At 41.3% G+C, this 24084-nt stretch carries 21 protein-coding genes and 8 tRNA genes; 19 read left to right on the top strand and 10 right to left on the bottom strand.

Features of this window, described 5'->3' with window-relative positions:
• The first annotated feature begins 296 nt into the window (after positions 1 to 296).
• Positions 297 to 1226, top strand: a complete 930-nt coding sequence (locus FD716_RS13790) for a 5'/3'-nucleotidase SurE (RefSeq protein WP_139852866.1) — start codon at positions 297 to 299, stop codon at positions 1224 to 1226.
• Between the two features lie 15 nt (positions 1227 to 1241).
• Entirely contained in the window at positions 1242 to 1892 is a 651-nt protein-coding gene (locus tag FD716_RS13785) for a hypothetical protein (RefSeq protein WP_139852865.1), read from the top strand.
• 77 nt (positions 1893 to 1969) lie between these two features.
• Here the strand turns inward: FD716_RS13785 and FD716_RS13780 are convergent, their stop codons facing one another.
• Positions 1970 to 2866 carry a 1-aminocyclopropane-1-carboxylate deaminase/D-cysteine desulfhydrase gene (locus FD716_RS13780; RefSeq protein ID WP_139852864.1) on the bottom strand — a complete coding sequence of 299 codons (897 nt, stop codon included), beginning with the start codon at positions 2864 to 2866 and terminating at the stop codon, positions 1970 to 1972.
• Between the two features lie 197 nt (positions 2867 to 3063).
• On the opposite strand from FD716_RS13780, the gene FD716_RS13775 reads away from it, so the two are divergent.
• Together FD716_RS13775 and FD716_RS13770 are read left to right on the top strand one after the other, a co-directional pair.
• A complete protein-coding gene (locus FD716_RS13775) occupies positions 3064 to 3825 on the top strand; it encodes a class I SAM-dependent methyltransferase (protein WP_139853697.1) in 762 nt (253 codons plus the stop codon).
• Positions 3826 to 3849: 24 nt separating this feature from the next.
• Positions 3850 to 4536, top strand: coding sequence for a D-Ala-D-Ala carboxypeptidase family metallohydrolase (locus tag FD716_RS13770; protein ID WP_139852863.1), 687 nt, complete (start codon positions 3850 to 3852; stop codon positions 4534 to 4536).
• On the opposite strand, the gene FD716_RS13765 is transcribed toward FD716_RS13770, so the two are convergent.
• Positions 4526 to 4987, bottom strand: coding sequence for a hypothetical protein (locus FD716_RS13765; protein WP_139852862.1), 462 nt, complete (start codon positions 4985 to 4987; stop codon positions 4526 to 4528). The two genes, FD716_RS13770 and FD716_RS13765, sit on opposite strands and share 11 nt — an antisense overlap.
• 197 nt (positions 4988 to 5184) lie before the next feature.
• On the opposite strand from FD716_RS13765, the gene FD716_RS13760 reads away from it, so the two are divergent.
• Positions 5185 to 5808, top strand: a complete 624-nt coding sequence (locus FD716_RS13760) for a LysE family translocator (protein ID WP_139853696.1) — start codon at positions 5185 to 5187, stop codon at positions 5806 to 5808.
• Between the two features lie 115 nt (positions 5809 to 5923).
• Here FD716_RS13760 and FD716_RS13755 read toward each other — a convergent pair whose 3' ends face one another.
• The gene (locus FD716_RS13755; protein WP_139852861.1) at positions 5924 to 7096 is read right to left on the bottom strand and encodes a hypothetical protein; all 1173 of its coding nucleotides are present in this window, start codon (positions 7094 to 7096) and stop codon (positions 5924 to 5926) included.
• A gap of 100 nt (positions 7097 to 7196) precedes the next feature.
• The gene (gene metG / locus FD716_RS13750) at positions 7197 to 9254 is read right to left on the bottom strand and encodes a methionine--tRNA ligase (protein ID WP_139852860.1); all 2058 of its coding nucleotides are present in this window, start codon (positions 9252 to 9254) and stop codon (positions 7197 to 7199) included.
• Between the two features lie 395 nt (positions 9255 to 9649).
• Between metG and FD716_RS13745 the strand changes: the two genes are divergently transcribed.
• From FD716_RS13745 to dcd, 4 genes are all read left to right on the top strand, one after another.
• Entirely contained in the window at positions 9650 to 10102 is a 453-nt protein-coding gene (locus tag FD716_RS13745) for a hypothetical protein (protein ID WP_139852859.1), read from the top strand.
• 249 nt (positions 10103 to 10351) lie between these two features.
• Positions 10352 to 11638 carry an iron-sulfur cluster carrier protein ApbC gene (apbC, locus tag FD716_RS13740; RefSeq protein ID WP_139852858.1) on the top strand — a complete coding sequence of 429 codons (1287 nt, stop codon included), beginning with the start codon at positions 10352 to 10354 and terminating at the stop codon, positions 11636 to 11638.
• Positions 11639 to 12071: 433 nt separating this feature from the next.
• Positions 12072 to 12662 (top strand): LysE family translocator, encoded by a 591-nt coding sequence (locus tag FD716_RS13735; RefSeq protein WP_139852857.1) that lies wholly within the window; start codon positions 12072 to 12074, stop codon positions 12660 to 12662.
• 147 nt (positions 12663 to 12809) lie between these two features.
• Positions 12810 to 13379 (top strand): dCTP deaminase, encoded by a 570-nt coding sequence (gene dcd, locus FD716_RS13730; protein WP_139852856.1) that lies wholly within the window; start codon positions 12810 to 12812, stop codon positions 13377 to 13379.
• A gap of 126 nt (positions 13380 to 13505) precedes the next feature.
• Here the strand turns inward: dcd and FD716_RS13725 are convergent, their stop codons facing one another.
• Positions 13506 to 15221, bottom strand: coding sequence for a proline--tRNA ligase (locus FD716_RS13725; protein ID WP_139852855.1), 1716 nt, complete (start codon positions 15219 to 15221; stop codon positions 13506 to 13508).
• A gap of 280 nt (positions 15222 to 15501) precedes the next feature.
• Here FD716_RS13725 and FD716_RS13720 point away from each other — a divergent pair, with 280 nt between their 5' ends.
• Positions 15502 to 15864 (top strand): response regulator, encoded by a 363-nt coding sequence (locus tag FD716_RS13720; protein ID WP_139852854.1) that lies wholly within the window; start codon positions 15502 to 15504, stop codon positions 15862 to 15864.
• 108 nt (positions 15865 to 15972) lie between these two features.
• On the opposite strand, the gene dapE is transcribed toward FD716_RS13720, so the two are convergent.
• From dapE to FD716_RS13705, 3 genes are all read right to left on the bottom strand, one after another.
• Positions 15973 to 17109 carry a succinyl-diaminopimelate desuccinylase gene (gene dapE / locus FD716_RS13715; protein ID WP_139852853.1) on the bottom strand — a complete coding sequence of 379 codons (1137 nt, stop codon included), beginning with the start codon at positions 17107 to 17109 and terminating at the stop codon, positions 15973 to 15975.
• A gap of 153 nt (positions 17110 to 17262) precedes the next feature.
• A complete protein-coding gene (locus FD716_RS13710; protein WP_139852852.1) occupies positions 17263 to 17406 on the bottom strand; it encodes an entericidin A/B family lipoprotein in 144 nt (47 codons plus the stop codon).
• A gap of 114 nt (positions 17407 to 17520) precedes the next feature.
• Positions 17521 to 18387: a DUF1853 family protein gene (locus FD716_RS13705; protein ID WP_139852851.1), complete on the bottom strand. Its 867-nt coding sequence runs from the start codon at positions 18385 to 18387 to the stop codon at positions 17521 to 17523.
• A gap of 86 nt (positions 18388 to 18473) precedes the next feature.
• Here FD716_RS13705 and FD716_RS13700 point away from each other — a divergent pair, with 86 nt between their 5' ends.
• The 9 genes from FD716_RS13700 to FD716_RS13660 all read left to right on the top strand — a co-directional run bounded on the left by FD716_RS13700 (position 18474) and on the right by FD716_RS13660 (position 20078).
• Positions 18474 to 18860, top strand: a complete 387-nt coding sequence (locus FD716_RS13700) for a YbaN family protein (protein WP_139852850.1) — start codon at positions 18474 to 18476, stop codon at positions 18858 to 18860.
• A gap of 289 nt (positions 18861 to 19149) precedes the next feature.
• Positions 19150 to 19225, top strand: a tRNA-Val gene (locus FD716_RS13695).
• Between the two features lie 25 nt (positions 19226 to 19250).
• Positions 19251 to 19327 (top strand) — tRNA-Asp (locus FD716_RS13690).
• A gap of 45 nt (positions 19328 to 19372) precedes the next feature.
• Positions 19373 to 19449: transfer RNA gene (locus FD716_RS13685), tRNA-Asp, on the top strand.
• 17 nt (positions 19450 to 19466) lie between these two features.
• Positions 19467 to 19542 (top strand) — tRNA-Val (locus FD716_RS13680).
• A gap of 27 nt (positions 19543 to 19569) precedes the next feature.
• A tRNA-Asp gene (locus FD716_RS13675) sits at positions 19570 to 19646 on the top strand.
• A gap of 73 nt (positions 19647 to 19719) precedes the next feature.
• Positions 19720 to 19795: transfer RNA gene (locus FD716_RS13670), tRNA-Val, on the top strand.
• A gap of 27 nt (positions 19796 to 19822) precedes the next feature.
• A tRNA-Asp gene (locus FD716_RS13665) sits at positions 19823 to 19899 on the top strand.
• A gap of 103 nt (positions 19900 to 20002) precedes the next feature.
• Positions 20003 to 20078 (top strand) — tRNA-Val (locus tag FD716_RS13660).
• A 253-nt stretch (positions 20079 to 20331) separates the two neighbouring features.
• On the opposite strand, the gene FD716_RS13655 is transcribed toward FD716_RS13660, so the two are convergent.
• Positions 20332 to 21117, bottom strand: a complete 786-nt coding sequence (locus FD716_RS13655) for a YdcF family protein (RefSeq protein WP_139852849.1) — start codon at positions 21115 to 21117, stop codon at positions 20332 to 20334.
• 132 nt (positions 21118 to 21249) lie between these two features.
• A complete protein-coding gene (locus FD716_RS13650) occupies positions 21250 to 23874 on the bottom strand; it encodes a PepSY domain-containing protein (protein WP_139852848.1) in 2625 nt (874 codons plus the stop codon).
• Between the last annotated feature and the right edge of the window lie 210 nt (positions 23875 to 24084).

The raw sequence follows: 24084 nt of genomic DNA, 5'->3' as shown, positions 1-24084 counted from the left end.
TTTATACAAAGCTGCTCGTATGATGAGTCGATTAAGAATAGGGTAAACCCAACCTTTAAAAATAAAAACCACTGGTTTTATGATGCGTTAATTTAAGGTTAATATAATGATTTTAAATTAATATTACACAATCAGCTTGAGTGGGGTTATCGGTGCTATAAAAAAGAGACCTTGCAATGAAGTGAGTTTTTAGTAGCTTTATTCATAAAATTACGTATTTAAAGCATAAAAATCATTCATTAATTTGAAATATTTATATCGCATATTCTAGCCTCATTTTTTAATTTGAGTTAACAATGAAGAGAATCCTCCTTTCATGTAGTTTAATTTTATGTGCAACACCAAGTTTTGCTTTAAATATTCTATTAAGTAATGATGATGGCCTGACGAGTAATTTAAAGGCATTAGAAGTCGCATTAACGAATGCCGGTCATAATGTCCTTGTTTCAGTACCATGTACCAATCAGAGTGGTCGCAGTGCTGGTTTAGTTGTCTATAGTAAAGATAAACTTGAGGCAACCAATGATAAAGAAATTAATAAGGAAGGTGGATGTTTAAATGGTGTCGCGAAAGTCGGGGATCCTGCATTCGGACCTTATAAAAAAGCTGGTTATGAAAACTATAATTATATTCACGCTACACCAGTAGTTTCTGTGATGTATGGCATTGATGTGGTTGCAAAAAATAAATGGGGGAAAATGCCTGATCTGGTTATTTCAGGACCAAATGAGGGGCAAAATGTAGGTAGTTTTAATCTATATTCTGGCACGATCGGTATTGTTCAGTATGCAGGTAGTCGGGGTATTCCAGCGATTGCATTTAGTGCGGGGATGAATACAGTTGCCAATCCAGGATTAAATAACCCAAACTCGACTATTGTTGCTAATCAAGCCGTACGTTTAGTTACTGAGATTCAAAAGAATGCCAGCCAAGGCAAGTTATTACCATCTCGTACCGTATTAAATGTCAATTTCCCAGATAATGTAACGCCTCAAACAAACTTTGCTTTTGCTAAAATTGGTAGCTTTGATGAATATACTGCCAAATTCGATAAAGATCTTTCCTCAGGCTATACCCCCATTACGCAAGCGACTGCAGCACAACAACAAGATGAGGTTGTCGTTTCTAAAAATAAAATCTCAGTCACTGCTATGCAAGTTGCTTATGATGCTCGGCCAACAACTCAAGAATGGTTGAAACTTCGTTTACGTCATTTATTTAACTAAAATAGGTTACGCGAAATGAATCAATTCAAATATGTTGCGCTTGCTTGCTTAGGATTAATGGTCGGTTGTAGCGATAATGATAAAGACAATCAACGCCCAGACGTCCCAGCTCAGCCAAATCTTCCTCAGCTATTCAATGGTGCTTTTAACTTTTCTATCGAGAATGGTGACGATATTCAGGTTGGGCAATATTATAAAAATGCGGATGACGCATTTTTACTGATCAATAATGATGAACAGCGAGCAGAAACGTTGTATTACTTAAATGGTCGGGATAACTGGCTTATGCTCACTTCAGGGACTGCACCGAGTACGATTAAATTTGCAAATACTGATGCAATGAGCGCTGAGCCACTCGCTTTGGAAAAGGCAGCAGGTCATTATAAGTCTCAATTTATGGATCAAGTGATTGCCTTTAATGTTGATCAGCAAGGTCGAGTCAGTACCCAGGGAACAGGGTGTAGCTTTCAAGGACAGCTGAGTGAAAGTAAAATACCGAATACGTTGAGCTATAAACTTTCAGCACAAAATTGTGTCGATCAAATCCCGCAAAATTTACAAGGCTATTGGGTTGCAAATGCTGAATATCAACCTGTTCAATTTCGGATGTTAAATACCAACGACAAGCTTTTAGATCTATGGTTATATCCTGATGAAATTAAATAATGGCTGATGAGCTAATCAATCAAGTGTGCTAGATCGACCAGAGCAAGCTCTTCTTTAAACGGAGAGGTTGCTTGAGGTCAAGCATTTGCTTCTCCCTTCCCCTGTAAACCGCCACTATGAATCACCAGTACACGGGTACCTGCTTGAAAATAGTTTTTCTTAAGCAAATCAATCAGCCCGTAAAGCATTTTTCCCGTATAGATTGGCTCAAGCGGAATGCCATATTGTTGTTCAAAATCATCGATAAAGCTGCGTAATTCAGCAGTGGTTTTGGCATAACCACCACAGCAATAATCATCAATGATTTTCCAGTTTTGTTTGGTAGTATATTGCTGTACCTCAGCATTTAAAAAATCACCTTTTAAGGCTGAAAAGCCCAAAATCTGTTGTGTGTCTGAACTGGCATTAATAATGCCTGCCAAAGTTCCACCGGTACCGACTGCAGCACAGATTACGTCATAATTGACCAAGTCTTGTTCACTGAGAATAGCCTGACAACCTTGGACTGCGAGGGCATTGCTACCGCCTTCAGCAATGATATAGGCATCAGGGAATTGCATTTTAAGTTGTGCAAGATAGTGTTGATCTTGTTTTAGTCGATAGTTTTCACGCGAAACAAATTGGAGTTGCATGCCGTTTTCTTGGGCCAAGCGCAGGGTGCTATTAAGTGGCTTATTGGCCAGCTCCTCCCCACGAATAATACCAATACAATCAAAACCAAAATACTGTGCAGCATAAGCGGTTGCTGCAATATGATTGGAATAGGCACCACCAAAGGTCAGCAGTTGGCGATAGCCTAAGCGCTGCGCCTCAAGCAAATTGTATTTGAGTTTGAAAAACTTATTACCAGAAATTTGCGGATGAATACAGTCTAAGCGTTTGATACTGATTTTGATTGTCGGATTTATTGCAGGATCAATCGTGAGTGCCTGATAAGGTACAGCTTGGGCAATCTGATCAAATTGATTTAACATCTCAGACTCTAAATTCTGTTTGAGTGTGGCATCATAGCGCAAATTGAATCATAAAATTTATCAAGTTTTAATGCATTGTTTGAGCAAAATGCTTATTTATTCATAACTATAAGTTGTTAAATTTTATAAAATTAATAATTTTATTTTTATATCGAATAGTCTTAGAGTAGAACATTCAGCTTAGGAGAAGCCTCATGATAAATAATCAACATCAGCTTAATCAGCAACAATATCGAAATAAATCAGAAGCCTATTTAAATAGTCAAGCGCATGCGCAGGGCATCGAATTTGCAAAAATGCAGGACATGCTACAACAACAGCAGTGTCAGCGCGTTTTAGATTTGGGCTGTGGTGGTGGTCATGTGAGTTACCAAGTTGCAGCTTTTGTCGAACAAGTCGTGGCCTATGACTTAAGTGCTGAGATGGTTGATTTAGTGGTCAAGCAAGCAGCTGTTAAAGGCTTGGACAATGTGATCGGAGAGGTTGGTCCCGCAGAAAGTTTAGTCTTTGCAGATCAGTGTTTTGATGCGGTGATCAGTCGCTATTCTGCCCATCATTGGCAGCATGTCGGGCAGGCTTTGCAACAGGTGCATCGAGTGTTGAAACCAAAGGGGCGTGTGGTGTTTTTTGATATCGTCGGCAGTTCCGATCCCATTTTAGATACGTTCTTGCAAAGTATTGAAGTGATTCGAGATCCGAGCCATGTGCGAGATTATAGCGTGCAAGAATGGGTGCAGATGGCGGAGTATGCCGGATTTCAAATTGAGCGGATGGAGAAGCAAAGTCTAAAACTTGACTTTCAAAGCTGGGTTGAACGGATGCAAACACCTATACATGCAATTGAAACTATTCGATATTTACAAAAAAATGCATCGGATGCTGTTCAGCAGTATTATCAGATTCAAGCTGATGGCACATTTGTTAGCCAAGCCTTATATTTAGAGCTCAGTAAAATTTAAAACAGATAAGTTAAAACCAATAATATGAAAAATCATGCTGCTTATATGCTTTTTATTGCTGTGTTTTTGATCGCTTGCCAACCGAAACAGCCTGAAACCCTGCCTGTAGATGAATTGCAAAATCCAGTCTCAAAGCAACTACAGCAACAGTTCGAGCAATGGAAGCAGCAGCAAGATCCAATGTTGTTGGCAGAATATCAACAGTATGTGGCGCAACGTATTCAACAGCCCTTGAGCTTATTTGCCTTGAGTTACAATGGGCATCGTATGCCAAAGCAGTGTGAGGCATTACGTTTTTCGATTCCTCCAAAAAATCATTGGCGGAACCTGATCCCGAGTTTAAAACTGATTGAGCAATTACAAGCGCAAGGGCTATTTCAGCATTACAGAATTATCTCGACCTTCCGTAGTTCGGAGATGAATGATTGTATTCAGGGGGCGGCTAAAAGTAAGCATGTCTTTAATTATGCAGTTGATTTTAAGGTGTTAGATGCAAAGTATCAGCCTTATAGCAGGACTGAATACCAAAAAATCGAACAGCAGTTTTGTCAGTTTTGGTCAAGCCAAGGGCGTAAGTTAAATATGGGACTCGGTATTTATCCACGACATAGTTTTCATATTGATGCAGCAGGCTATCGTACTTGGGGTGGCGATTATCGTGGTACAAGTTCGCCGTGCTTAAATCAGTATGCGGTAAAGCCTAAAGCGTAGCTTCGGTGTCGGGTCGTATTTGCGTATATTTCCAAGATAAATGTGCACAAATCATCGAGGTCATACTACAGAGTACGACTGCAAGCGCTAAGGGGACTAAGGTATCGCGATAGAAGAAATAAATGAATAAGGCAGGGATGAACCAAATCAGTGAAGCATAAAAACCAGCTTTTATAAAATGGTGATATTTACGTTGTTTGGGGAAGTACATCAGGATATTCAGGAAAATTCGCTGTGTAATCAATGCAGGAATAGAACCAACAATATAACCCACGACCACTGCAATGCAGCTAAAGAGCAGCATTCCAATAACATGTTCAACTAAAAGTGACTGATCTGCAAAGTTGAATGAAGCTGAAAAAAAATTGAGTAGCAGAAATGCCAGCAGAATGATTGCTGTACCGATCAAAGGGCCGAATTGGAAAAAGACATTTACATTAATTTTTTTCATTTCAGAAGCATAAGCTAAAATGAGCCTGCTGTAAAATAGTTCAATTTCGAGCGGATTTGATCATCTCCGTAACATTAGACCAGCATGCAACTCTATTACGTGTGTAAACACATTTACTCCAAATTTATTCATCTTAGGACAATAAATAAAAGACGATTTCATGTAAGATGGGCGGAAAATTCTTAGGCCATTCTCCTGTGGAATCCTTGTTCATTTTAGTTTCAATTGCAATTGCCTTAATGCTAGGGGCGATTAGCCCTGGGCCAACCTTTATTTATGTGGCTAAAAACTCAATTGCGATTTCTCGTAAGCACGGTTTATTTACTGCTTTTGGAACAGCAACGGGCGCAGCAATTTTTGGTTTTCTCGCAGTGATGGGCTTACAAGCGGTGTTATTGGCGGTTCCGTCAGCCTATTTAGCCCTAAAAATCTGTGGTGGGATCTACCTACTCTGGTTGGCTTATAAAATTATTCGACACGCCAAAGAGCCGATGCAGTTACAGGCACAGTCTGCCACACAGATGAGTTTTAAGCAGGCTTTTCGTTTGGGACTGATTACTCAAATGAGTAACCCAAAGATCGCAATTGTCTTAGCCAGTATTTTTACGGCATTGTTGCCCGCAGAAATTCCAACTTACTTTTATGTGGTGTTGCCACTGCTATGTTTCTGTATCGATGGCGGTTGGTACTCACTGGTTGCTGTGGCTTTATCTTCACACAGGCCGCGTCAGGTGTATTTAAAGTTTAAAGCCGTCTTTGACCGCGTTGCAGGCGGAGTCATGGCACTCTTAGGGTTGAAACTGATTTTTGGAATGAAGTGATTGTGAGTACGAGTTAACTTTAAAAGAATAAAGCAATTGAGCTTATGAAGCTGCCCAAGCGATATTATAAATTTCCGCTTGGGTAGCTTTTTTATTTGGCGGTTTGAAAATAATATTAGACCATCATTTTAATCAGCTTAACTAAAAATAGGATGACTAGAATAGAGACTGTAATTTTAAAAAGGTTGAGTTGAGATTGTGCTTGGTTGCTGACGCCAGCATCAATCATCATCTGTTCTAAGGTAACTTCCTTGCCAAACTGATCGTAGGCGCTGAGTTCCCATTGATCGATTAAATCTGAGTGCCAAAACTGGGCTGGGAGTAATAAAATAAACTGGCTAAATTGTGGGGCTATTAAGGCAGGTAAGTTTCCATTGACTAGCACACCATTGGGTAAATATTTTTGATCAATATAGATTGTCGCCGTGCAAAGGGGATATCCAAAAATTTCCATTGGCAGATATTCACCGAGAACGCGTTGCATTTCATTATTTAAATGCTCCGCCAAGATTTGCTCATGCGTGTTTAAATGAGGCTGATGTCTTAGAGAAAATAAGTAACTTGCGAATGCTTCTAAATCTTCAGCTAATAATTTATTACATGGATCATAAATGACTTCTGCAGGGCAACCACCAACATATTGTGCTTTAAATAATAGTTGATTGGCTTGAACAATATGGCATCTTATTTTGAAGCCATGTTTGAGCAAAATATCAATTTCATCAAAGTAGGCATAAAGCGGGTCTTCTTGACTACAGTATAGTGGGCGTTGGCTTAAAAAAGATTTTAGCGATTTTAAGTTTAATTGCTTCAAGGCCTTTAAATGGTTTTTATTATATTCTTGCGGTATTTCTACCAGAGTTTGTTTAATATTTTCATTTGGAATTTTAATTTCCAACTTTTCTGCAAGAAGCGAAATGAAGTTGCTTTGTTTAAGTACAATCGCATCATTTAATTGATCAAGCGTAAAAAACTTTTGGAGGATCGTATCTTTGAGATCACTTCGTTTTGCCTGAATGATCTGGTCATCTTCATACCAGTAAATTTTGTGATGTGTTAAACGCGCAAAGATCTCAGCAATATAAAATCCCAGTAGTTTTAAATCATCGGGTTCATGCGTGGCGTAGTGGTTTAAGAAAAAATATTCTATTTGATACAGGCTTTGTATCGAGAAATCAAAGGTGATTGCTTGAAGTAGATCTTCGCTGACATTAATAAATTTTGGTACTTGCTTATTATTCAACGCATAGATTGTTTGTACGGCTTGAAAGTTAATGGTTATACGCATGTGGATCACATTATGCCTTTAATGGCTTTAAAAAGATCAGCCCATCTTGTACGGACTGATCTGCGATGTTTGTGGCATACATTGTGTTGAACGTTAGTAATTAACTGACTTTATCACCGGGTTTTGCACCGCTGTCGGGTGAAATAATAAAGATTCCATCAGCATTTCCAGCAGCCAGTACCATGCCATTCGACACCCCAAAACGCATTTTACGCGGTGCAAGATTGGCAACCAAGACCACCAATTTACCAGTTAAATCTTCAGGTGCATATTGACTACGAATGCCACTGAATACATTGCGTGGCTCAGCCTCACCAGCATCTAGGGTGAGTTGTAATAGCTTGTCTGAACCTTCAACAGTTGCAGCGGCAACGACTTTGGCAACACGTAAATCAACTTTTAAAAAGTCTTCAATTCCGATCACTGAATCTTCCGATGTTGTTGCAACGGGTGTCGCTTTGACTGCTGCTTTTTCTTTTTTCTTCACGACTTTTGGTGCTTCAACCGCGGCTAAAGAATCTTTAGATTCATCCACCATGGTTTCAACTTTTGCTTTATCTACACGTTGCATCAATGGTTGGAACTGCGCAATCGCATGATTGGTGAGAATGTTTTGACGTGAAGCGAAGTTAAAGCGCTCGAGTTGCAAGAACAGCTGAACCTGTTCAGCCAGCATCGGAAGGACTGGCGCCAAATAGACGGCCAATTGACGGAACAAGTTAATCCCGACAGAGCAGACTTCATGTACTTGTTGTTCTTGACCTGCTTGCTTGGCCAGTGCCCACGGTTTTTTCTCATCAATATATTGATTGGCTTTGTCTGCCAACGCCATAATTTCACGAATTGCGGCTGAGAATTCACGGCTTTCATAAGCGTGGATAATGCTTTCGCCTGCATCGATAAAGCTTTGTACCAACTCCGGTTCTGCACAGTTCGCAGACAAGGTGTTGTCAAAGTCTTTGTTGATAAATTTGGCGCAACGGCTGGCAATATTGACCACTTTACCGACCAAGTCTGAATTGACTTTCTGTACGAAGTCTTCAAGGTTCAAGTCTGAGTCTTCAACTTTATCTGAAAGTTTCGATGCAAAATAATAACGTAAATGTTCTGGGTTTAAATGCGCTAAATAGGTTTCTGCTTTAATAAACGTGCCACGAGATTTTGACATCTTCTGGCCATTTACTGTTAAGAAGCCATTGACGAATAGGCCTGTTGGCGTACGGTAGTTCGCACCTTCCAACATGGCAGGCCAAAACAGTGCATGGAAATAAACAATGTCTTTACCAATGAAGTGATAGACCTCATTTTGACTGTCTTTTTTCCAATAATCATCAAAGCTTAAATCTGGGCGTTTGGTTTTAATATAGTTTTCAAAACTCGACATATAACCGATCGGTGCATCAACCCATACATAAAAGTATTTGTTCGGTGCATCTGGAATTTCAAAGCCGAAATAAGGCGCATCACGAGAAATATCCCAATCGGTTAGACCGGCATCAAACCATTCATCAAGTTTGTTAGCAATAGATACAGGTAAGCGACCTTGGTCACGCGTCCATTTCTGTAGATACTCAGAAAAATCAGGCAGTTTAAAGAAATAATGATCTGATGATTTCTCAACTGGAGTTGCACCACTCAGGGTTGAACGCGGGTTCAGTAACTCAATTGCATTGTAGGTGGTACCACACGACTCACAAGCATCGCCATATTGGTCTTCTGTTTTACATTTTGGGCAGGTGCCTTTAATAAAGCGATCTGACAAAAACATGCTTTTTTCAGGATCGAATAACTGGGTCACAGGGCGCACTGCAATATGACCTGCTTCGCGGTTTTTAAGGTAAATCTCATTGGCACGTGCGCTATTGGTTGCGCTATGAGTCGAATCATAGTGATCGAACTCAATGGCAAAACCTTGGAAGTCGCGTTGATGTTCTTTTTGTACTTGGGCGATTTGCTGTTCAGGCGTAATCCCGTTGGCTTCAGCACGTAGCATGATCGCGGTGCCATGCGCATCGTCCGCACAAACATAAGTCACATTATGTCCCATTGCACGCATCGCACGAACCCAAATATCAGCTTGGATATAACCGAGTAAGTGACCCATATGAATTGGACCATTGGCGTAGGGTAGGGCATTAGTGACTAAAATATTTCGCACGGATCTAACACTCTCATTGCTAGTGAATACAAGGCTCTCGATTTTACCTGATGAGTGGGGGAAAGCAAGGATTCTATCGGATTGAAGCGCAATGCTGAATTTACTTGATCTCAGTATTCGATTGCTTTCATTCTTCTGATTTTAAAATCATTTTTGTTAGAAGCCTGGTTATATTCAGGCGCAATATTAAGATCTATGCTATTGGTCTTTGTCTTATAACTTTAGTGGTCTAGCATTGAATTAGGATAAGTAAAATATAAAAGAGTAACTGTTTTGTTTCAAAATGCAGTTTTGTAACGGTATTTATGTCTTCTAATGTATAACTAATAGACTATAGCCATGTTCAATCATGAACGGGTTTCCGTCTTAAAAGCAATTTCAAGAGGACTTATAAAATGACAAATGACAGCAAACTTGACGACTTAAAAAACAAAGCATCAGACCTAAGTGAAGATATTCAACATAAAGCCAAAGAGGCGAAGTTACAGGCGGAAAAATCAGCTGATGATTTGAAACATAATGTTGATGCAGCAAAACTTCAGGGTGAGAAATCATTTGATGATTTGAAAAAGAGTGCAACAGATCACTTTACTGAGCATAAAGAAAAGCTTGATGCAAAAGTAGATGAAATCAAAGGGGATCTAAAGGATTCACAGCACAATGTTCAAGATAAGCTGGATCAGTTAAAAGCAGATGCAAGCCAAAAGCTAGATGAAGCAAAGTCCAAAGCGACTGAACTTAAACATGAAGCCAGCGCAAAGTTGGAAGACTTAAAACATCAGGCCAGTGCCAAAATTGATGATCTGAAAAAAGCAGCAACAGAGACCTTAAATAAGTTTAAAGATTAATCCTCCTAAGCTCAGTTGGTGTGATCGAGTTTAGTGCTCGATCACCTGATTGGATAGATTCAATTAGTCTTCGCTCCCTCAGTAAATCTATATTTTCCATAATTTTTAATATACCAAATCAATAAAACCAACTAAAATACTCGGAATTATGATCATTCGCTGTAAAGCGTATAGATCTGTGCTTAACCTTGTCTGCATTTAAGGCTAAACTAGCCAATATTCAGCTGTTATCCAAATTTGGAGTAAATTATGTCGTGGCTTTCTTCGCTTAAATCTGTTTTTTCACCTGCGCTGGAGGTGAAGCAAGAAGAAGTCCAGCAGGTACTCCAATCTTATGTGTTGCCTGAATCGACAGATACGCTACAAGCCCGTATTTCCCAAATTAATATTGAAGGGCGTGTTTTACAACTCACCATCAATACCTTTGTACATGAAGCGGATCATTTGCAGAAAATTCATGATGATTTGGCAGATGCACTGGAAAAATGTGGTATTCAAGAATTGAATTTACATGTGATTCAGCAGAAAACAGGCAAGCTGCAACAAGCAGCACAAGCTGAAGGCACTGAGTCTACATCTGCGAAACCTAAACTTCCCCCTGTAATTGATGCAACGGCAGCTTCAACAACAGCAACACACGTACAGGACAAAGCCAAGCCTGCGCCATCTGAAACGCCAGCACAAGCCGCTGAAGCTGATCCAAATAATCCACCGATTCAAAAAGCGGCACCACAACAGCGTGATGTGCCAAAACATCCACGCATTAAAAATGTGATTTTAGTGTCGTCAGGCAAAGGTGGGGTGGGGAAATCAACCACCACCGTTAACTTGGCTTTGGCTTTACAGCAATTGGGTTTGAAAGTCGGTGTACTTGATGCTGACATTTATGGACCAAGTATCCCAACGATGTTGGGCAATGCTGGTCGCACTCCACTGATTGAAGCTGAAAACTTTGTACCAATTGATGCCTATGGAATGCCCGTTTTATCGATTGGCCATTTGACTGGGGACAATAATACCCCAGTGGCATGGCGTGGCCCCAAAGCAACAGGTGCGTTAATGCAATTGTTTAATCAGACTTTATGGCCAGACCTTGATGTACTGATGATTGATATGCCACCAGGCACTGGAGATATTCAACTGACATTGGCGCAGCGTATTCCAGTGACAGGTGCCGTGATTGTGACCACCCCGCAGAATGTGGCATTGATGGATGCAACCAAAGGCATTGAACTGTTTAATCGGGTACATATTCCAGTGATGGGTGTGATTGAAAATATGTCGACCCATATTTGTAGCAATTGTGGTTTTGAAGAGCAAATCTTTGGGGTGGGCGGTGGCGATAAACTCTCCGAGCAATACCAAATTCCATTGCTTGGACGCCTACCATTGAATGTGCAGATCCGCGAAAATGCCGATGCAGGTAAACCTTCCGTTGCTGTCGGCGATAGTGCCGCTGAAAGCTATATTGAGATTGCGGAAAAAATCGCAGCTCAACTTCCAAAAACCGAAAAAGATTCACATCGAATTTTCTAATTGCGCTTTTTTTAGGTTTTTTAGCTCATGTTTATTCACGTTATTTCTGCTCAAGCAGTAACGTGAATTTGAGTCAGAACTGGTTTTAAACACATAAAGTGTTTTCCTCTCAATTCATGCATCTGACAATCAGATTGTCGTTGGTGTTTTTTTGGGGGCGACTAAACTTAAGTGTCATGTCAATTTTGTTGACTATAAAAGTGACATTTAAAGTGATAAGCACAGATTAAAAAGATTGAAAAGTGTGCTTTAATGTAGAAATAATGGATTCTTGTTAATTTATTTGTAATTTTTTTATCAGATAACAAGTGTATGATTTATCTAAATTAAAATACAGAATCCTGTAATTTTGATATGTCAGCTTACAAATTATTTTTTGCCATTGGCTGTGGTTTATTCTAATCTGCCCTCAATCTGGCTGTAAGGTTGATGGATGATTTCATGGTTTTTTATTGGGATGGTGACCACAATTTTACTCACTCCCGGCCCGACCAATACACTGTTGGCATCCTCTGGTATTCAGGTGGGTGTGCGACGTTCGCTCATGCTTATTCCAGCCGAAGCTTTGGGATACTTATGTTCAATTAGTTTATGGGGCGTGTTGATTGGTACAGTTGCGTTAAAATATCCATTTATTCCGCCAATTCTAAAATTATTCAGTGCGGGTTATATTTTATTTTTATCTTTTAAATTATGGAAAAGTAATAGTAACGAATTAGAAGAAGTTGCAGGAATTCGTGCACGTGAATTGTTTTGTGCCACTTTATTAAACCCTAAAGCATTGTTATTTGCTTCAGCTATTTTCCCTGACATTGTTTGGCATAATGCGACTGCTTATACCTCACATATGCTGATGTTCTTGGCGCTGATTATACCGATTGCATTTTTATGGACCTTGATTGGAACGGCATTGGTGAGTAATAAAATACAATGGCTGAACCAAAGAAACCTACAGAAAGGGGCATCAGTGATCTTAATGTTTTTCTGTATTCCGCTTAGTTACTCGGCCATTATCAGCCTTTAGTCTTTTACTGTTAGGCGTAAATGCCGTTTTAACTTGACGTGAGACCTTATTTACGCGGCAAGATCTGTTGGCTAAACATTTCCTTCATGGACTTTTTCAGTTAAAGTACAGCGCTATATATGTCATAGCTTTTTTTGGAATATTCTAATGTCAATAAAATCTGATCGTTGGATTCGCGAGATGAGCGAAACACACGGCATGATCGAACCTTATGCTGCACAACAGGTACGTTTAAACGAGCGTGGCGAAAAAATTGTATCTTATGGTGTGTCGAGCTACGGTTATGATGTTCGCTGTGCACCTGAGTTTAAGGTGTTTACCAATGTGCATTCTGCGATTGTTGACCCGAAAAACTTTGATGATAAGAGCTTCATTAATATCGATTCAGATGTCTGCATTATTCCACCAAACTCGTTTGCGTTAGCACGCACAGTTGAATACTTCCGTATTCCTCGTAATGTCTTAACCATTTGTTTGGGTAAATCGACTTATGCGCGTTGCGGTATTATTGTCAACGTGACCCCACTTGAACCAGAATGGGAAGGTCATGTCACTTTAGAGTTTTCAAATACCACCAATTTACCAGCGCGTATTTATGCCGGTGAAGGTGTAGCACAGATGCTATTTTTTGAAAGTGATGAAGTCTGTGAAACCTCATATAAAGACCGTGGTGGTAAATACCAAGGTCAAACCGGTGTAACTTTACCGAAAGCTTAAGCCTTGTATTTTTTCGATCATTTGCCGTGAAGCCGAGTGCTGAATGTTTGAATTGATTGCATAAAAAATCCCGCTCAGTTTAATGAGCGGGATTTTTTTAGGTTTGATGGCTTGCTCTAAGCTCGCTTATTTGGCCAGTTGTGCCAAAAGCTGAGCTTTGTCTAACTGCACAGATTCGCTATCACGACGGCCTTTATATTCAAAAGTACCTGCATCTAGGCCTTTTTCACCAATCACAATACGATGTGGAATACCGGTTAATTCAAGATCTGAGAATTTCACTCCTGGACGCTCATTACGGTCATCCAGTAATACATCAAATCCAGCTGCTTGAAGTTCTTCATATAAAGCTTCCGCAGCTTCCACGGTACGCGGTGATTTATGTGCATTCATTGGCACAATGGCGATATCGAAAGGCGCAATGGCTGCCGGCCATAAAATACCTTTGTCATCAAAGTTTTGTTCAATGGCAGAAGCCACAACACGTGTTACCCCAATCCCATAACAGCCCATCGTAACGGTTACAGGTTTGCCTTGTTCGCCCAATACGGTGCAACCCAAGGCTTCAGAGTAGGTCTGACCCAATTGGAAAATATGGCCGACTTCGATACCACGTTTGATTTGCAGAACACCTTTACCATCTGGTGATGGGTCGCCATCAACGACATTGCGCAGGTCATAGACTTCACTGTAGTTCGCATCGCGTTCCCAGTTCACGCCGGTTGCATGTTGGTCAACGAGGTTTGCACCGGCAACAAAGTCAGACAATACTGATGCTGCGCGATCGACAATCACGGTAATGCCTTTTTCAAGCAGACCTTGAGGACCAATAAATCCAGTCGGTAGTGCAAGCGCTTCGATTTGTGCATCTGTTGCAAATTCTAAAGGCGCTGCAATAAGTGGATGATGTTCAGCTTTGATTTCATTAAGTTCGTGATCACCACGTAAAAATAATGCGATGACAGGTACTTGGCCTTTTTCATCTGGATGACCTTGAACCAACAAGGCTTTCACTGATGTATTCGGCTCAACTTGTAAGAAGCTTGCGACCTCTGCAATGGTTTTTTGCTGTGGTGTTGCTACATTTTTAAGTGCTTGGCTTGGGGCAGCACGTTCACCGACCAGTACCGCTTCAGCTTTTTCAACGTTTGCAGCATAGTCAGATTCAGTCGAGAACACGATGTCATCTTCGCCACTTGAGGCCAATACATGGAACTCATGTGAACCCGAACCACCGATTGAGCCTGTGTCGGCTTGTACTGGACGGAAATCTAAGCCTAAACGTGTGAAAATACGACAGTAAGTGTCATACATGACATCGTAGGTTTCTTGCAATGATGCCTGATCAATATGGAAAGAGTAGGCATCTTTCATGGTGAATTCACGTGAACGCATCACACCAAAACGTGGACGGATTTCATCACGGAATTTGGTTTGAATTTGATAGAAATTGATCGGTAACTGTTTATAACTTTTGAGTTCGTTACGCGCTAGATCGGTGATCACTTCTTCGTGGGTTGGGCCCAACACAAATTGATTTTGATGACGATCATGGAAGCGCAATAGCTCAGGGCCGTATTGCACATAGCGGCCAGACTCTTCCCATAAGCTTGCGGGTTGGGTTACGGGCATCAGTACTTCAAGTGAGCCAGCGCGGTTCATTTCTTCACGAATAATCGCTTCAACTTTATTCAACACGCGTACACCCATCGGCAACCAAGTGTATAAACCTGAAGCCAATTTACGAATCATCCCCGCACGTAACATGAGCTGATGTGAAATCACTTCCGCGTCATTTGGGGTTTCTCTTAACGTTGCAAATAAAAAGCGACTCGCGCGCATGGAAACTTTCCTGATCATTAACGATAAAAATAAAGTGAGCATGAGTGTGCTAAAAAAGCGATCGACTCATTTTCGGATGCGACATTATGCCATGAAATTTTCAGATGGGGGCGATGAATCGACGGTTTTATCTCGTTGCATCAGCGTTGGAGTGGGTAAAAAATCTTCTGATTTCGTGCGCTTGTCATGTTAATGTAAGCATGAAAAATGCTTTAATTGATTTGGGGCCTACAACGGTCCTTTTATTCGACAGAACAACAAGGACAAGAGGAGAAATGCTATGACACGTATACTGATTGTGGATGATTCAGCGACAGAATTGTTCCGTTTCAAAGAAATTTTGAGTAGTCATGGCTATGAAGTCCTAGAAGCCAGTAATGGTGCAGATGGAGTGACCCTTGCACTGGCTGAACAACCTGATTTAATTATTATGGATGTGGTGATGCCTGGTGTGAATGGTTTTCAGGCAACACGTCATATTGCACATGATGAAACCACCCAGCATATTCCAATTATTTTGGTGAGTACCAAAGACCAAGATACCGATCGGGCTTGGGGGAAGCAGCAAGGTGCCAAAGAATACTTGACTAAACCAATTAATGAAGCTGAATTACTTGAAATTATTGCGCAATATGTCAATTAACCAAGAATAAAACACTCAAGAATAAGGCGCATATTTGCGCCTTATTCTTTGCAGAAGTGCCCAATTAGGGCATTCACTCCTTGGGCTAGATGGACCTCAGCTAGTGGCTTATTTTGCCAAAAGTTGAACTAAAATTTGCTCATAAATTTCAGCCAAAGGTTCAAGTTCACAAATGTTGACGTGTTCATTGGCTTGATGAATGGTGGCATTGAGTACCCCAAGCTCTAAGACTTGTGCGCCTGTTGGTGCAATGAAGCGGCCATCAGAAGTACCACCGCTGGTTGAGAGTTCAGTTTCAACGCCAGTCACTTCACGAATCGCATGTGTGGCTGCATTGACTAATTCACCAACGGGGGTGAGAAATGGTAGACCAGAGAGAGTCCAGTTAATTTTATATTCCAATTGATGCTTCGCTAAAATCGCGAGTACACGTTGCTTTAAGTCCTCTGCGGTTACTTCAGTTGAATAACGGAAGTTGAAGGTTACTTCTAATTCGCCTGGAATAACGTTGGTTGCGCCTGTACCTGAATGAATATTTGAAATTTGGAATGAAGTCGCAGGGAAGTATTCATTGCCCTGATCCCAAACTTCTTTACATAACTCATCGATTGCAGCAGTTGCAGCGTGGATGGGGTTGTTGGCGAGATGTGGATAGGCAACATGGCCTTGTTTACCAATCACCGTTAATACCGCATTTAACGAGCCACGACGGCCATTTTTAATCACATCACCAAGCTGAGTGGTGCTTGAAGGCTCACCAACCAAGCACCAGGTCATTTTTTCTTGACGGGCTTCTAGGGTTTCAATGACTTTGACGGTGCCATTAATCGATGGGCCTTCCTCATCAGAGGTAATCAAAAAGGCAATTGAACCTTGGTGATCTGGGTGTTTTGTCACAAAGCGTTCGGTGGCAACCACCATTGCAGCCAGCGCTGTTTTCATATCGGCACTGCCACGACCATAGAGTTTTCCATCCCGAATTTCTGGTAGAAAAGGATCTGACTGCCAAGCATCCAAATGACCTGTTGGTACGACATCAGTATGACCCGCAAAACAAAATACAGGATCCGTTGTACCGCGACGCGCCCAAAGATTGTCTACGTCATCAAAACGCATATTTTCAATATTAAAGCCAACATTGGCTAAACGCTTGGCCATGATGTTCTGGCAATCATAGTCGAGTGGCGTGACAGAGGGTTGGCGTAAAAGTTGTAAGCTGAGGTCGAGAGTATCGGATTGATTCATGGAAGAAGATCAAGTAAGTCAAATTGAGGGCTATGATAGAGGAAGATAAAACTGAATGAAAACCGAAATACAATAAAGATGGAAATAGCCAGATCATAAAAAAGCCCCAATATCTGGCGAGATAGGGGCTTTTTATAAAGACAGTCAAAACAATTACATTTTATCTTGTGTCTTTTCTGCTGTTTTGGTTACTGCGTTACCTGCAGAAGAAACATCTTGCCCCATACCTTTAAAGGTATTACAGCCAGTTAAAACAAATGCGACTACTAACGAAGCTGCTAAAATTTTTTTCATCATCATCTCCAAATTGTAATTTATTTTGATGCTTTTAAAGATTAGGTAAATACAAATGGATTGAATACAAGACTTTCATTATAGAAACGTTATTTAATGTAGCTGATATCACGAAATTTACTTTTTAGTCACGTTACTGTGCAGTGCAGGTGCCTGACGATACATATAAAAGTCATTGTGATTAAAGTTGTAGTACAAACCATTTGTCCACCAAGTGCAATTGCTACGGTCACGTTGGAAATCTGGGCATAACCATTCTTGCCTATTGAGGCGTGAGTAATGCTGGGCATACAGCTGATGTCCCCAATGACCTATGCGCCGTAAAGGATTCACCCACTGAGGGAGAGTCGCATCACGCTGTTGGCTGGGAAGATAGAATTGTCCTTTAACAACCGCAATGCGTTTTTCAATCTGCTGTTCGGCTGCATGTGTAAATTTAAATTGTTGTTGACTAAAATGATTGAGTTTTTTAAACAAAGTGTCATCCCGATTTAGCCCATACCAATGCGCTAAGCTCAGATCTGCTTCTGCTAAATAATATTTTAAAGCCACTTCCCAGTGTTCAACGCATTGCGTATCGCGGTTAAGCACTAAAAAATCGAGCTCTCCCAATGTATTGCGACCCTCAATGATTTGTAAGCTATGCCCCAATAGTTGATAGCAATGATAATCCTGATCGCGTAGCCAAAACCAAATCAGGTATTCAAATTTGAGTCCAAGACGGGTACTTTTGAGTGGTGCGAAAAAGGCAGTCAGTATTTCGGGATGTTGATCGAGTTGGCGAAGTCGTGATTGGTAGTGCAAGTATTGTTGTGACCAAAAGTCAGGTGTGTGCCAAGAAAAGTGATGATTAAGTAGGAGTTCATCGGGTGTATTTTGGATTAAGTTCGGGCTAGCCAGTGCGAAAGCAAGTTGCCGAACCAGAGGATGACTATAGTCTAACCAAGGTTCAAAATACGAAGTAAAACGTGTGGCTGTAGTCATCTTTAAAATCAATACTCAGAAATCATGGCTGTGGGAAATAACAAAAAATAGATATACTCAGCCAACTACCTAGATCAAGTGTTCACATGAAAATATTGTTTTGGCGTAGCCTTGTTATTCTGTTCATCATACTCGGTTTTATTGGTGCATTGTTGCCTGGTATGCCAACCACGGTTTTTTTGATTTTGGCAGCATGGGCTGCATCGAAGGGTTGGCCGCAGATGGATGCTTGGCTATTGAACCATCCTAAATATGGTGCAACTTTGCGTGCTTGGCGTCAAAACGGCACAGTGCCGAGAAAGGCCAAATACTTTGCTTCGATCATGATGTTACTAAGCGCAGTGATGATGTTATTTACTCCAGCACCGCTTGCAGTCAAAGTTTTTACCAATGTGACGATGTTCGCGGTGGCCATTTGGCTATGGATGAGACCGGAACCGACCAAAACATCTCAGTCATCTGAGTCAACTTAAAGCCGAACCGACTTAAAGCAATTAAATCGAATGCGGACTACACAATGTGGTTGTAATGAGCATTGTGGCTTTAAAATATCAAATTATGCAGAAAAATTAGGCCGTGCTGATTGGATATAGATTTTAAAAATCGCGATAAATAGATAAAAAATAGACAAAAAACCGCTTATTTCTTGTAAATCAACTATTTTTTAATCACTCAGTCTCGAAAAAGTGGATTCCTCGGTAAAAGCGTTTGACAGTCCCATAAGAATCTCTATAATGCACCACACAAACGTTAAAGTCGTTTGGGCGCTTAGCTCAGTTGGTAGAGCGTCTGCCTTACAAGCAGAATGTCGGCGGTTCGATCCCGTCAGCGCCCACCATGTCTTAATGTTGAATTTTTAAAGTGCAGCGGTAGTTCAGTTGGTTAGAATATCGGCCTGTCACGCCGAGGGTCGCGGGTTCGAGTCCCGTCCGCTGCGCCATTTAAAATTTCAGCTTACGTTTGCCACAAAAGTGTTTGTGTTTGCGCAGCGGTAGTTCAGTTGGTTAGAATATCGGCCTGTCACGCCGAGGGTCGCGGGTTCGAGTCCCGTCCGCTGCGCCATTTATACACACTCTTGAGGGCGCTTAGCTCAGTTGGTAGAGCGTCTGCCTTACAAGCAGAATGTCGGCGGTTCGATCCCGTCAGCGCCCACCATTTTAATACTTAGAAAAGTATTGCGATGCAGCGGTAGTTCAGTTGGTTAGAATATCGGCCTGTCACGCCGAGGGTCGCGGGTTCGAGTCCCGTCCGCTGCGCCATTTTCTAGAAGTTTAACTTCGAAGATAAGGCACTAGATCCAGTGACACAGTAAAATAACCCTGTTATTTTTCAGGGCGCTTAGCTCAGTTGGTAGAGCGTCTGCCTTACAAGCAGAATGTCGGCGGTTCGATCCCGTCAGCGCCCACCATTTTAATACTTAGAAAAGTATTGCGACGCAGCGGTAGTTCAGTTGGTTAGAATATCGGCCTGTCACGCCGAGGGTCGCGGGTTCGAGTCCCGTCCGCTGCGCCATTTCTCTATTAAAATCAAATATATTCATTTCTTCACTTTATTCATTATCTTATATGAACTAAAGCGGTTGGAACTGAATTTTTACCCTTTAGATTTTCTAAAAGGGCGCTTAGCTCAGTTGGTAGAGCGTCTGCCTTACAAGCAGAATGTCGGCGGTTCGATCCCGTCAGCGCCCACCATATTCTTCTTAAATACTTCTTATTCTAATAAAGTCATTGGATTAACCTGACTGCGTATTTCACACCTTCATTTTTTATTCAATCATTCAAACTTATTTTGATCATGCAATTGAATCATTTTGCAGGGCTGCGTCATTTTAATTTTTATAAGATATTGATTGATGACTTTGAATATTTTAAAAGCCTCTACCGATACTTGCGGGATATATTGCTCTTAAGTATCCGTAGGGGCTTTTTCATATAAGTTTCAGTTTCAGTATTCAGCCAAGAGCCAACCACTAATATAAGCAAAATATTCTCTGAGCCAAGCATTGTAGCGGGTTGAAAGTGGGGTGTTGGCACTGACACTTTCGACATTTTTATAGCCTTGCTTGTTCGCGATTGCACTGGCACGGAGCGTATGAAAGTCACTGGTGACAATCGCAATTGGGGAATTCAAGCTAAGTTGCTGTGCGACTAAAATCGGTTGACTGTTTTTAAGATTCAGTTCGGTGCTGGTACTTTTTGCTTCAAGTGCAATACGTGTGGGATGAATCTGAAAATTATGTTGTAAATAGTCAGACATCACCGCAGCTTCAGTACGAACTTCGCCGTAATCTAATCCGCCACTGACAATAATCAAAGCTTGTGGATATTGCTGCGCCAGTAAGGCTGCGCGATCTAAACGTAGCGCCAGTGTTGGTGAGGCTTGCCCTTGCACAATGCCACTTCCTAGTACAATGATGGCAGCAATCTTTTGTTCCGGAAGCGGTTGTTGGCTATGACTGGCAATATAAATAAAGAAAGCAAATAAGCTAATCAGCCAGGCACTCAACCCAATCCAGCCCCAGCGCCATAACTTAGCCAGCCGGGGGCGCGTAGATAAGAACTGCTGAATTTTATTGCTGAAAATACTGCTTAAACAAAACACTGCGCCAATTAGAAAGGGCAGAATTGTGCCTAAATGGACTTTTTTATATGCCAGTAAAATAGCACCATCAAGCAATAAAATCAGCCCGACGATAAAGAGGAATATTCTAAAAATTAAAGTTTTACGCATGTGTCGATGTTTTGCCAAAATTTAGGCAAAGTCTACGCGAGTTTAACTTGGTTTTATAGTTTTGAAGAGAGGTGGCACTGTCAAAAAGCCGAGCATAAATGCTCGGCTTTTGAGTTGATCTCGGAGCAAAAGTTAGTAGACATCACGTCGGTAGCGACCTGCTTGACGAAGCTGATCGACAACAGCTTCACCAAGAATATCAATTAAGGCATTGTCGACATCACGAGCCATTGTCAGCATGCTGCCACAGACATAGATGATGGCTTCATTGTCAATCCATTGTTTGAGGCGTTCTGCTTGTTGACGCAAGAGGTGGTGCACATAAACTTTGTCTGCTTGATCGCGTGAGAAGGCCAGATCAAGCCGTTTAAGTACACCCGTATTTTTCCAAGCCTCAAGGGTGCCTTGATAGAAATAATCATGTGCGCGTTGACGCTCACCAAAAATCAGCCAGTTTTCACCATAACCGGCCTCGGCTCGGGCATAAATTAAGCTCATTAATCCTGCGATACCAGTCCCATTACCAATACAAATAATTGGCCGATTATCATCGATTAGATGAAACGAACGATTGCTACGAATGCGCAGTTGAACGGCATCGTATAATTGAACATGTTGCGTCATCCACCCGGAACCTAAGCCAACTTCACCGAGTTGGTTGACTTGTTGTCGAATCACTAAACGTAAACGTTGCTGTTCAGGAATGCTGGCAATGGAATATTCACGGGTAGGCAAGGGCGGGAGTTGTGCAAGGAACTGATCAAGATGATTGTTTGGCTTGCATTGCACTGTTAAATCGCGATCCCATAACCATTGCTGCAAATTACATTGCTGATTGGGTACAGGCGCTTTGGCATCAAGTGCGTGTTGTTTTAAAAACTCAGCAATACGTTCAGTGCTATTGCCAGGTTGAACCTCTGCGATGTCACCAGCTTGCCAGCTAACATCGTGTTTGGTTTCTAATTCAATATTATAGGTCGGTGCACCTAGGCTGTTTGGATTGAGTAAGCTACGTTGCTGTAACTGCCAGCAATCGAATACTTTTTCAATTGACATGTCGTTTAGCTCAAGCTGGGTGGCTTGTACTAAGGCGCTATTCCATTGTTGAATATCATGATCACTGCCATTGTTGACCTCAATGGTATTGAACAAACGCTGCGCACCTTTGCGCTGCATCCATGCATCTACACGATGACCAAAATGACAATAACTATCGGGATACTCTTTGGAGCCGAGTGCTAAGACGGCATAACTTATATGGCTAAGGTTACACTCCATTTTGAGCATTTTCTTTTCAAAAGTACTGGCAAGATCTGGGGCTTGTCCTGTGCCATAAGTGCTGAGTACCAAGAGTATTTGCTGATTTTGCTGAAAGTCATCTTCAGTGAGGTGCTGAATCGGTTTAACCACAACGGGTTGATGTGCTTCTTGCAAGCGGGTTGAGGTACGCCATGCCAATTGTTCAGCCACACCTGTTTGTGAGGCATAAGTCACCAGCCATGGTTTGGCATTCGGATCAATATGTGTAATTGGGCTTGCTATACGCGCAGCAAGAGCAAGTCTTTTTTGTTTGCGGCGTTTGAGATAGAGCATCCAACCCGTCACAAAGAACAAGGGCATGGTGAGTGCTGCAAGCATAAACATGAACTGTACCACGGGGCCGAAGAAGCTACCGCGATGCACAGGCAGCATACTGCCCATGATTTTTTCATTCAGTTTTTTGTCTTGGTATAACTCAATATCTTGAAGTTGATTGATTTGATAATTGTAATTGGCTTTGTTACGTGCGCGTTCATGTTGTGGAATTGCATCAACAAAGCTGAGTTCCATCATTCCATCTGCTTTTTTGGGCAAGCTGAGGGTAAGGGTTGAATAATCACGACCAATTTGGCTATTGAATCCAATCCATGTGCTTTGTAATGCAGTTTTTATTTGATCTGCATTGAGCTGAGCATCAGTAGCTGAGTGCTGTTTTTCCAGATTTAGTTGTTTATTGTTTGGATTTCCGCGTGTGGCATTGTTGGCACCAGCTTGTGCAGATTTCTCAGCTGCTGGATTGGTAGCGGCTTTATTTTGTGATTGTGGCGCAGTTACTCCGAGCACCTTAAACATACCACTGCGCCACCAGTCATAGGACCAATACAGTCCAGTACAGGCAAAGGTCAGATAAAAAGCCACCAACCAAGTTCCAATGACGGCATGTAGATCCCAAATAAAGTTACGACCTTTAAGCTTGGGTTTTACAGCAAACCATTGTTTCCAAGTGTGTTTTTTTGGCCATCGTAAATACACACCACTGAGCACAAAGAAAATCAGCATTAATGTACTGGCACCAGTAATTTGCTTACCGACGTCACCTACAGTTAAGTAGCGATGGAGTTGTTGAATAAATTGGAAAAAATCTCGTCCCTGAATGTCCGGCAGTACCTCTGCGGTATAAGGGTTGATCATCATGTTATAACCACGTCGCGCGCCTTCCTTGACGATATTTATACTTGACGATGCTTCGGGATTTTTATCGATGGTGATGCTATTTATTTTTAGCCCCGGATCTATACGCTGAAAATGTTGATAAATTTCACTCGGACTAAGCTTCGTGCTGTTTTCAACTGTTACGGTATAGCTGGCAGGGTTCAACCATTTTTGAATTTGTTGTTCATACGAATAAATAGCACCAGTAATGCCCATAATCGAAAGCACTAATCCTGCTGTAATCCCCAAAAACCAATGGATTTGAAAAAAGGTTTTTTTAAACATATTGTTAAGTTGATGTGTGTGAGTTGACACCGCTAAGTATAACTGAAGAGATTGTAGGTAGTATGTATTCTCATTATCATTTTTATTTGAACAAGTGCGAGTGTATAGTTATTTTTAGGCAAAGCGGTTTATATTGCACAGTATACAAGGCAAAAGCCCCCAGATTTGGAGGCTTTTAGGCATATATTTTAAATCAATAATAAAAAATAC

Source organism: Acinetobacter pullicarnis (assembly GCF_006352475.1).
Classification (GTDB): Bacteria; Pseudomonadota; Gammaproteobacteria; order Pseudomonadales; family Moraxellaceae; genus Acinetobacter; species Acinetobacter pullicarnis.
This window is presented reverse-complemented; position numbering and strand designations above follow the sequence as displayed.

Coding starts and splice junctions, on each gene's coding strand:
- FD716_RS13790 (WP_139852866.1), top strand. CDS start 297: ATGAAGAGAATCCTCCTTTCATGTAGTTTAATTTTATGTGCAACACCA.
- FD716_RS13785 (WP_139852865.1), top strand. CDS start 1,242: ATGAATCAATTCAAATATGTTGCGCTTGCTTGCTTAGGATTAATGGTC.
- FD716_RS13780 (WP_139852864.1), bottom strand. CDS start 2,866: ATGTTAAATCAATTTGATCAGATTGCCCAAGCTGTACCTTATCAGGCA.
- FD716_RS13770 (WP_139852863.1), top strand. CDS start 3,850: ATGAAAAATCATGCTGCTTATATGCTTTTTATTGCTGTGTTTTTGATC.
- FD716_RS13765 (WP_139852862.1), bottom strand. CDS start 4,987: ATGAAAAAAATTAATGTAAATGTCTTTTTCCAATTCGGCCCTTTGATC.
- FD716_RS13755 (WP_139852861.1), bottom strand. CDS start 7,096: ATGCGTATAACCATTAACTTTCAAGCCGTACAAACAATCTATGCGTTG.
- FD716_RS13745 (WP_139852859.1), top strand. CDS start 9,650: ATGACAAATGACAGCAAACTTGACGACTTAAAAAACAAAGCATCAGAC.
- apbC (WP_139852858.1), top strand. CDS start 10,352: ATGTCGTGGCTTTCTTCGCTTAAATCTGTTTTTTCACCTGCGCTGGAG.
- FD716_RS13735 (WP_139852857.1), top strand. CDS start 12,072: ATGATTTCATGGTTTTTTATTGGGATGGTGACCACAATTTTACTCACT.
- dcd (WP_139852856.1), top strand. CDS start 12,810: ATGTCAATAAAATCTGATCGTTGGATTCGCGAGATGAGCGAAACACAC.
- FD716_RS13725 (WP_139852855.1), bottom strand. CDS start 15,221: ATGCGCGCGAGTCGCTTTTTATTTGCAACGTTAAGAGAAACCCCAAAT.
- FD716_RS13720 (WP_139852854.1), top strand. CDS start 15,502: ATGACACGTATACTGATTGTGGATGATTCAGCGACAGAATTGTTCCGT.
- dapE (WP_139852853.1), bottom strand. CDS start 17,109: ATGAATCAATCCGATACTCTCGACCTCAGCTTACAACTTTTACGCCAA.
- FD716_RS13710 (WP_139852852.1), bottom strand. CDS start 17,406: ATGATGAAAAAAATTTTAGCAGCTTCGTTAGTAGTCGCATTTGTTTTA.
- FD716_RS13705 (WP_139852851.1), bottom strand. CDS start 18,387: ATGACTACAGCCACACGTTTTACTTCGTATTTTGAACCTTGGTTAGAC.
- FD716_RS13700 (WP_139852850.1), top strand. CDS start 18,474: ATGAAAATATTGTTTTGGCGTAGCCTTGTTATTCTGTTCATCATACTC.
- FD716_RS13655 (WP_139852849.1), bottom strand. CDS start 21,117: ATGCGTAAAACTTTAATTTTTAGAATATTCCTCTTTATCGTCGGGCTG.
- FD716_RS13650 (WP_139852848.1), bottom strand. CDS start 23,874: ATGTTTAAAAAAACCTTTTTTCAAATCCATTGGTTTTTGGGGATTACA.